A 7896-nucleotide genomic window follows, 5' to 3' on the forward strand; every position below is an offset into this window, starting at 1 on the left:
GTCTCAGAAGTGAGGAGACAGCACAGTACACTGAACCCCCGAACGCGAGGCATAAGGTACGAACGCGACGCTGGCCTACCCGGCCGGCTTCGCCTCCAAGGCACCACGAAGTCGATCCCGCCCCCGCCCAGTGACCACTCCACGAGGGTGGGGCGCCACTGCACGAGCGTCGGGTGTACTGAATGGGGGTCGGGCCCTCGTGCAGTACGCACACCCCCGGCCAGTAGATCCCCACCCTCGTGCAGTGGGAGCCCTGGATGAGGCTGCCGGCCGAACGCCCTACCCTGAGGTGGGACACCACCGGGAAGGAGGCCCACATGCCGGATCCCGGCACCGAGCTTGAAGAGCTGCGCCGCAGGGTCGAGGAGCAGTCCCAACGAATCGATGAGCTCCAGGACGCCCTCCACACACTGGCGATCGCCGTCCAGTACCGGCAGGACGAGCCGTACCTGGCCTTCTTGGCGGAGCACGGCATCGCTGGCCGGCGGCGGGTCGCGCTGAATGGGGTCATCAATGGGGTGCTGTCCCGGGCGCAGGGCGAGGTGCTTCCCCTCGGCCCTGGTGCTCGCGACGAGCTTCTGCTGGACTACCCCGCGCTGGCCGAGGCCTACCTGCCCGAACCGATCGACCGTGACGAGGCTGTCCGCATCGTCGGCGAGGTCCTGGGAAGTGAACGCCTCGGCGCGCAGGCGCTCGAGGCCCACCGCGCCCGCGGCCTGGGGCGCGAAGGCCATCAGGCACTCACCGGCCGACCAGACGCCCACCGCCACAACACGTAGGCCACGCTGCTCCAGACACCCGAGGTGCTCGACGTCGACGCACTCACCCGCACCATCCCTTCAAAGAACGTCACCCGCTGAGTAAAGCCGGCACGTGAGACGACCGTCCGCGGGCTGCGGATCATCCATTCCAAGCGCTCACGTGACGTGACGCGGGTCCTGCCTGCGCACGAGGCAGGCAGGACCCGACACAACGTCACGCCGAGGCGTGCAGCTCAGTCTCAGTCGCAGACCGCTACTTCTCCTGCTTCTTAGCCTTGATCGTAAAGGGCTTCTTGTCGGAGCCGGTTCCCGTGAGAGTCAAGGTCTGGGTCTTCTTGTCCCACGACAGCGGGACATCCATCTCGTCAGCGCTCTCATACCGCCACTTGAAGGACTCCGGAACCTCGTCGGTATTCACCTTTTCCGGAATACCCAGGCCAACACCCTCGGAGCCCTCATTGAAGAACCATTCGGCATCTCCGGTCTCTTTGAGCGTCAAGGTCGTGCCCGACAAGCTCCAGGTTCCCTCCGTCTGACGATCCTGATCTCCGTTCTTGGGGGCGAACGTCCATTTTCCGTCCGCCACCGTCACCGTGACCTCAGGGGCCTTCTCCAGGCCGTCCATGGTGACCTCCCAGGTCCCGGCGGCGAACTTCTTGAAGGCCAACGTGGATCCGGAGCAGCCGGTCAGAGGGGCAACAGCCGCACCGACGGCCGCGATCGACAGGTACTTGAGCGTCTCACGACGGCCAAGGGCGTGGGTGAGGAAGCGAATCTGCTGTCGCATCACATGCATCCTTCGAGGTAAGTCGGGGAAATGGGCACCACGAGGCACCCAGAACTGGCCAGCACAATGTACCCAGTTCCCCCCTCCCCCGCAGGCGATTAAGGCCGACGACGCCATTCACGCACACTCGCACGTCACCGAATTCGTCAGACAACACACGAAGCTGACGGAAACAGTTTCACTCCGCTCACATCACGCCACCTCTGCTCGCCGAAATCAAGAATCCCTGGCGCATCCACCACCCCCTTTCTCAGCCCCTCACGCCTCCTTCTCCTTTCGTCAACGCGCCCCCACCGCAGCCCCCGGGCCGCGACCGCCCCACGCACCCCGCACGGCCGGCCGCCCTACGACGCCGTCGAACCGGCTCCCCTCACCCGCCCCGCCCCTCGTCACCCACAGCCGGGACATATACGGCCCACAGCCGCACCGGCTAGGCTGACTCCCGAAAACTCACCCCGGGGAAAGGACGAGCGAGCGTGACCCAGCCTCCACGCGACTCCGCCGCCTCTACCTCCACCTCCCCCCGGGCCCCACGGCGCCTGAAGTACGTCGAGGCCGTCCTGTGCATCGGCTTCACCCTGGCCTTCCTCGTGTGGACCTACCTGAGCGCCCCGGGGCAGCTCGCCCCCTGCGCCACGCAGCACTCCCCCGCCATTGACGCCCTCCTGCCGACCCCCGACGCCCAGCTTCGGTCGGCCGCCGGCCAGCTCGCCGAGGCCTTGGCGACCTTCACCCACCCCATCCTCGTCCTCGGGCTCATCGTGACCGGGGTCGCCTACGCCTACACGGCCCGTATGCGCCGCCTGAGCGTCTCGCTGGCCATCGCCGCCGCCGGCATCCCCACCCAGTACCTCATCGCCCTGCACCTGGCCCACCCCAACCCGGGCCACGCCTTCTCCGACTCCATCGCCGCCTTCGAGTACTCCTACCCCAACGCGCACATCACGGCGATGACCCTGGCCTCCTGGGTCCTGGTGACCCTCGCGCGCGCCCACCACCGCAGCGCCATGGTCGCCGCCGGCACCGTCCTGGGCTACGCGGCCGTCGCCGTGACCGCCGTCAGCCAGTGGTACATGGGCCTGGCCGCGCTCAGTGACCTCATTGGCGGCTTCCTCCTGGGCGCCGCCTTCGCGAACCTGGCCCTGTGGGTCGGCGGCATCGACGCGATCCTCACCAGCTGGGTCAACCGCCGCCTGTCACGCACCAGCAGCGAGAAGCGCGCCGCCGTCATCTACAACCCCACCAAGTTCGACGACCTCTCGCTCCTGCGCCGGCGGGTCGCCGCCGAGGTACGCGCCGCCGGCTGGCTGCCCACCGTCTGGCTGGAGACCACCCCCGACGACCCCGGCCGCTCCATGGCCCGCCGCGCCCTGGAGGCCAGTGTCGACCTGGTCATGGTGGCCGGCGGTGACGGCACCGTGCGAGCCGTCTCCTCCGAGCTGGCCGGCACGAAGATGCCCATGGCCCTCATCCCCTCCGGAACCGGCAACCTCCTGGCCCGCAACCTCTCCATCCCCTTGGACACCGACGCCGCCATCCGCCTGGCCCTGCACGGCCGCCTCAAGCCCATCGACATGGTCACCTGTGCCTTCGACGACGGTCAGGAGCGCTTCGTCGTCATGGCCGGCATGGGCCTGGACGCCCAGATCATGGAGTCCACCGACTCGGGCCTGAAGAAGGTCATCCGCTCGGGCGCCTACGCGGTGGCCGCCGTCCAGAACGCGGTCCCCGATCCCTTCACCGCCACCATCACGCTCGACGACGCACCCCCGGTGCGCCGCCAGATGGTCATGGCGCTCATGGGCAACGTCGGCACCATCACCGCCGGCATGACACTCTTCCCGCGAGCCACCCCCTCCGACGGCCTGGTCGACCTGCTCCTGGCCAGCCCCGGCAAGGTCGTGGACTGGGCCCGCCTGGGAGCGCAGATCCTCACCGGCCAGGAGATGGAGGGCTTCACCCTCACCCGGGCCCGGAAGGTCCTCATCGAGGCCGACCGCCCCGTCCCCTTCGAGCTCGACGGCGACACGGCCGGCTCCACCCGCACCCTGCGCGCCGAGGTCGAGGACGGCGCCCTGCACGTCGTCGTCCCCCGGTGAGCCGCCGCCCCGCGAGCGCCTCCGTCCCTCGCGGCCCGCGCCGGCCACGTGAGCATCGTGACGCATCCGTGACCGGCCCCGCTGCCCTAGACTGACGCCCAGTTGTTGCCCATATGGGCACCCGCGCCCCGATCGCATCGTCGGTGCGCCCCTCTTCAGCCAGCAGGAGTTCCATGCGTTCTCGTCTTACGGTCGCCCTCGGCCGCACAGCGCGCCTGGCCGCCCGCGTGCGCGGCGGCGGCAGCGGCGGCACCGCCTTCCCCGGCCTGGTCATGGAGCGCACCGACCCCGGTTTCCTGGAGCGCACCCTCGGCCGTCTGCCCCGCGGCGTCATCGTGGTCTCGGGCACCAACGGCAAGACCACGACCACCAAGATGGTCGTCCAGCTCCTGCGCGAGCAGGGCCTGAAGGTCTTCACCAACCGGACCGGCTCGAACTTCGTGCGCGGCGTGCTCGCCTCCCTGCTCACCGAGGTCGACGCCGCCGGCAACCTGGACGCCGACATCGCCGTCCTCGAGCTCGACGAGGCCCACGCCGTGCACTTCGTGGCCCGGGTCCGCCCGCGCGCCTGCCTCCTGCTCAACGTCATGCGCGACCAGCTCGACCGCTTCGGCGAGATCGACTACACCGCCTCCCTGCTGCACTCGATCGCCAAGGCCACCAGCGACGTCGTCGTCCTCAACGGCGACGACCCGCGCCTGGCCGCCCCCGCCTTCCTGGAGGGCGTCAGTGCCCGCGTCGTCTCCTTCGGCGCCGGCGAGGACCTGCGCTCCCTGTTCCTGTCCGACGACGACCTGCGCACCGGCGTGGTCAGCCCCCGTCAGGCCGGCCAGGCCCCCAGCCCGCGCGTCACCCTGGAGGCCATCGACGGCCAGCGCGCCACCGTGCGCGTCGACGGGACCTCCCACGAGGTCGACTTCGCCATCCCGGGCGTCCACAACCTGCTCAACGCCTGCGCCGCCCTCGGGGTGGTCCTGGAGGTGCTGGGCGAGGACGCCGACCTGCCCGGGCTGCTGACCACCTTGGGCAATGTGCGGGCCGCCTTCGGCCGCGGCGAGGTGCTGACCCTGGATGGCCGCCCCGTCCAGCTCTCCTTAGTCAAGAACCCGGCCGGCTTCCGCATGGGGCTGCTCTCGGCGGCCTCCCAGGCGCAGGACGGCGAGGTCGTGGTCGTGGCCATCAACGACGAGTACGCCGACGGCCGGGACATGTCCTGGCTGTGGGACGTGGACTTCTCGGCCCTGCGCGCCGGCGGGGTCGCCGTCGTCACCGGGGTGAGGGCCTGGGACATGGCCCTGCGGCTGCGCTACGACGAGGTCGAGGTCGCCGACGTCGAGCCCGACCTGCGCCGGGCCGTGGCCCTCATGCGCCGGGTAGCCGCCGACACCGACCGCCCCATGCGAATCTTCACCACCTACACCGCGATGCTGGCCCTGCGCTCGATACTGGGCGAGATGACGGACGTTGAGGAGGTCATGTCATGACCGCGCGCTATGAGCACACCACTGACGGCCCCGCCCGCGGACACCTGCGCCTGCTCCAGCTCTACCCGCGGGACATGAACATCTACGGCGACTGGGGCAACACGCTCGTGCTGGCGCGGCGCGCCCAGTGGCAGGGCTACGACGTCGAGCTGCTCTCCTACGACCCAGGCGATGAGCTGCCCGGCGACGTCGACATCCTCGTGGGCGGCGGTGGCCAGGACTCCGGTCAGGAGCGCATCAAGGAGGACCTGGTCAAGGTCGGCCCCACCCTCAAGGCGTGGGCGGCCGACGGCGTCCCGATGCTCGCGATCTGCGGCCTCTACCAGCTCTTCGGGCACGGTTTCACCACGGCCAAGGGACAGGAGATCCCCGGTATCAGCCTCATGGACGCCCACACGGTGGCCGGCGACACCCGCCTCATCGGCAACATCGTCCTGGACACCGAGGACTTCGGCGCGGTGGTCGGTTACGAGAACCACTCCGGCCTGACCACCCTGGGGTCGGGCGCGCGCCCCTTCGGCACCGTGCGCATGGGCGACGGCAACAACGGCAAGGACTCCACCGAGGGCGGGCGCGTCCACCACGTCATCGGCACCTACCTGCACGGCTCCCTGCTGCCCAAGAACCCGGCCGTGGCCGACTGGCTGCTGGCCCGTGCCGCCGAGCACGCCGGCGCCGCCTGGGAGCCCGAGCCGCTCGACGACACCTGGGCCGAGCGCGCCCGCGCCGTGGCCATGTCCCGACCCCGCTGACCTCTCGGCAGCGCCAAGGTGTGACGACGAACCTGCCGAAGGGCAGCAGGGCCTCTCCTCCTTCCGGGCCGTCGTCACACCTCTGTTATTTTCACAAGAGATATCGGACCTAATGCGAGAGAAGTAAGGAGAGATTCACGTCACTCCTATTGGATGTAGAGCATTTTCTAAGGTTTCTTCCATGAAGTTGGAAGGAAAGTGGCGGGCATCCCACCCCTCCGAAACACAGAAGCCTCACCTCAGGCACGTTCACCATACGATCACTCACTGCTGGGCACTGATTTATTCAGGCCGTAATCCCAACGTGACACCAGCACATCAGACATTGCAGAACACCTGCCATGACAGCCCAGAATTCTACTGGTTTCGATAAGCCACTCCCGCCTCACCAGGCACCTCAGGTCCCCTCATGACTCTCAGGGATGCGGAACACAGGGGAAGAGCTCTCGGCTTCATGTGAAATATCCCCGCACGACCATCTCGATATTTTATCGATCAGCCGCCTCCTGCTTCCAAAAGAATGACGCCATGCAGAGGCGGGAAGTGGTCGCACCACATTTTATACGGTCCGGCTCCATGATCGGACCTCGCCTGAAGCAGCCACAGCCCCCGCTCCCAGGATTCTATAAGAAATCGTTCCCCCCTCCCACCGCGCCTCCGGCCGGAAGGCTCGCACTGAGGCAGAACGCCATCTGGCCTGCTGTGAGACAGAGAAGCATTCCCTTAGACTCCTATCGACGAAGCCACCTTCATGTCGACCCGAGGACACCATGGATTTCGCTGTTCCACGACACCGTGCCCCCGACGGCACCACGTACCTTCCCGAACCGGGTGCCGCCACCTTCGCACTGTCGGACCTGAGCCCCGGCACCAGCGGACGCATCACCGGCCTGCTCGACGACGGCGTCGGCGGGGTCCTCGTCAAGCGCCTGCGCAACCTGGGATTCATCCCCGGACGGATTGCCACGCCGTTGCGCCGCGCCCCGATGGGGGACCCCGTGGTCTACCGCGTCTCCGACTACGAGCTGTGCCTGCGCCGTAAGGAGGCCCGACTCATCCAGGTCACCACCGTGGAGGCCGAGAACCGCATCATCCTCCAACCCAGGCCGGCCGGACGGCACGCGGCCGACGACCCCGCAGCACCGAACACGGGAGAGACTCTGTGAGCACCCACGACACCACGCGGCACGCCACCGGGCAGTCGCAGCACCGCGAGCAGCCCTATGACGGCGCCGACTGCCACTGCGGCTCAGGAAGCTCCAAGACCCTGGTGGCCGACGCCCCGCGCATCGCCCTGGCAGGCGCCCCCAACGCCGGCAAGACCTCCATCTACAACGCCCTGACCGGCCTGCACGCCAAGACCGGCAACTACCCCGGCGTCACCGTCCAGCGGTCGATGGGAACCTGCAAGGTCGGCGGTAAGACCCTGACCATCGAGGACCTGCCGGGCGCCTACTCCCTGGACCCGATCAGCCCCGACGAGCAGATCGTCCACGACGTCCTCACCGGGACCTCGACCACGGTCAGCGCCCCGGACGCCCTGGTCATCGTCGTCGACGCCACGACGCTGCAGCGCGGCATGAACTTCATCGCCGAGGCCCTGTCCCTGGGGCTGCCGACCTGCCTGGTGGTCACCATGACCGACGAGCTCAGCCGCCGCTCAGGTCGACTCAACGTCGCGGCCCTCGGACAGGCCCTGGGGATCCCCGCCGTGCGAGTCATCGGGCACCGCGGCGTCGGCATGCCCGACCTGCGCGCCCAGCTCGCCCAGGTCGAGAACTGGCAGCGCACCCCGCTGCCGCCGCCCACCACCCCCGACGAGATCACCTCCTGGGCCGACTCGGTGCTGGCCGCCGCGGACTACCAGGCCCCCGAGAGCGACCAGATCACCTCCGCGGTCGACAAGGTCCTGCTGCGCCCCGTCCCCGGCACCATCGTGTTCTTCACGATCATGTTCTTCTTCTTCCAGGCGATCTTCACCTGGGCGGCCCCCTTCCAGGACGCCATCGAAGG

General features: G+C 68.5%; 7 protein-coding genes. 6 read left to right on the top strand and 1 reads right to left on the bottom strand.

Annotated features, from left to right (window positions below):
• Positions 1-317: 317 nt before the first annotated feature.
• Positions 318-779, top strand: coding sequence for a hypothetical protein (locus tag RIV14_RS13070; RefSeq protein ID WP_075373628.1), 462 nt, complete (start codon positions 318-320; stop codon positions 777-779).
• Positions 780-1014: 235 nt separating this feature from the next.
• On the opposite strand, the gene RIV14_RS13075 is transcribed toward RIV14_RS13070, so the two are convergent.
• Positions 1015-1548: a hypothetical protein gene (locus tag RIV14_RS13075; protein WP_075373629.1), complete on the bottom strand. Its 534-nt coding sequence runs from the start codon at positions 1546-1548 to the stop codon at positions 1015-1017.
• 476 nt (positions 1549-2024) lie between these two features.
• Between RIV14_RS13075 and RIV14_RS13080 the strand changes: the two genes are divergently transcribed.
• From RIV14_RS13080 to RIV14_RS13100, 5 genes are all read left to right on the top strand, one after another.
• Positions 2025-3647 (top strand): bifunctional phosphatase PAP2/diacylglycerol kinase family protein, encoded by a 1623-nt coding sequence (locus tag RIV14_RS13080; RefSeq protein ID WP_075373630.1) that lies wholly within the window; start codon positions 2025-2027, stop codon positions 3645-3647.
• A 173-nt stretch (positions 3648-3820) separates the two neighbouring features.
• Positions 3821-5131 (top strand): Mur ligase family protein, encoded by a 1311-nt coding sequence (locus RIV14_RS13085; RefSeq protein WP_075373631.1) that lies wholly within the window; start codon positions 3821-3823, stop codon positions 5129-5131.
• Positions 5128-5883: a type 1 glutamine amidotransferase gene (locus RIV14_RS13090; protein ID WP_075373632.1), complete on the top strand. Its 756-nt coding sequence runs from the start codon at positions 5128-5130 to the stop codon at positions 5881-5883. Before RIV14_RS13085 ends, RIV14_RS13090 begins: the two co-directional genes overlap by 4 nt.
• A gap of 770 nt (positions 5884-6653) precedes the next feature.
• Complete coding sequence (locus RIV14_RS13095) at positions 6654-7049, top strand: FeoA family protein (protein ID WP_070659312.1); 396 nt, start codon at positions 6654-6656, stop codon at positions 7047-7049.
• The coding region (locus RIV14_RS13100; RefSeq protein WP_309325226.1) for a FeoB small GTPase domain-containing protein at positions 7046-7896 on the top strand (851 nt) is incomplete at its 3' end. The genes RIV14_RS13095 and RIV14_RS13100, both read left to right, overlap by 4 nt.

The sequence above is a fragment of the Actinomyces acetigenes genome (genome assembly GCF_031296635.1).
GTDB lineage: Bacteria > Actinomycetota > Actinomycetes > Actinomycetales > Actinomycetaceae > Actinomyces > Actinomyces acetigenes.

Excerpts from the sequence above, each read along its gene's own strand:
- RIV14_RS13070 (WP_075373628.1), top strand. The coding sequence starts at position 318 with ATGCCGGATCCCGGCACCGAGCTTGAAGAGCTGCGCCGCAGGGTCGAG.
- RIV14_RS13075 (WP_075373629.1), bottom strand. The coding sequence starts at position 1,548 with ATGCGACAGCAGATTCGCTTCCTCACCCACGCCCTTGGCCGTCGTGAG.
- RIV14_RS13085 (WP_075373631.1), top strand. The coding sequence starts at position 3,821 with ATGCGTTCTCGTCTTACGGTCGCCCTCGGCCGCACAGCGCGCCTGGCC.
- RIV14_RS13090 (WP_075373632.1), top strand. The coding sequence starts at position 5,128 with ATGACCGCGCGCTATGAGCACACCACTGACGGCCCCGCCCGCGGACAC.
- RIV14_RS13095 (WP_070659312.1), top strand. The coding sequence starts at position 6,654 with ATGGATTTCGCTGTTCCACGACACCGTGCCCCCGACGGCACCACGTAC.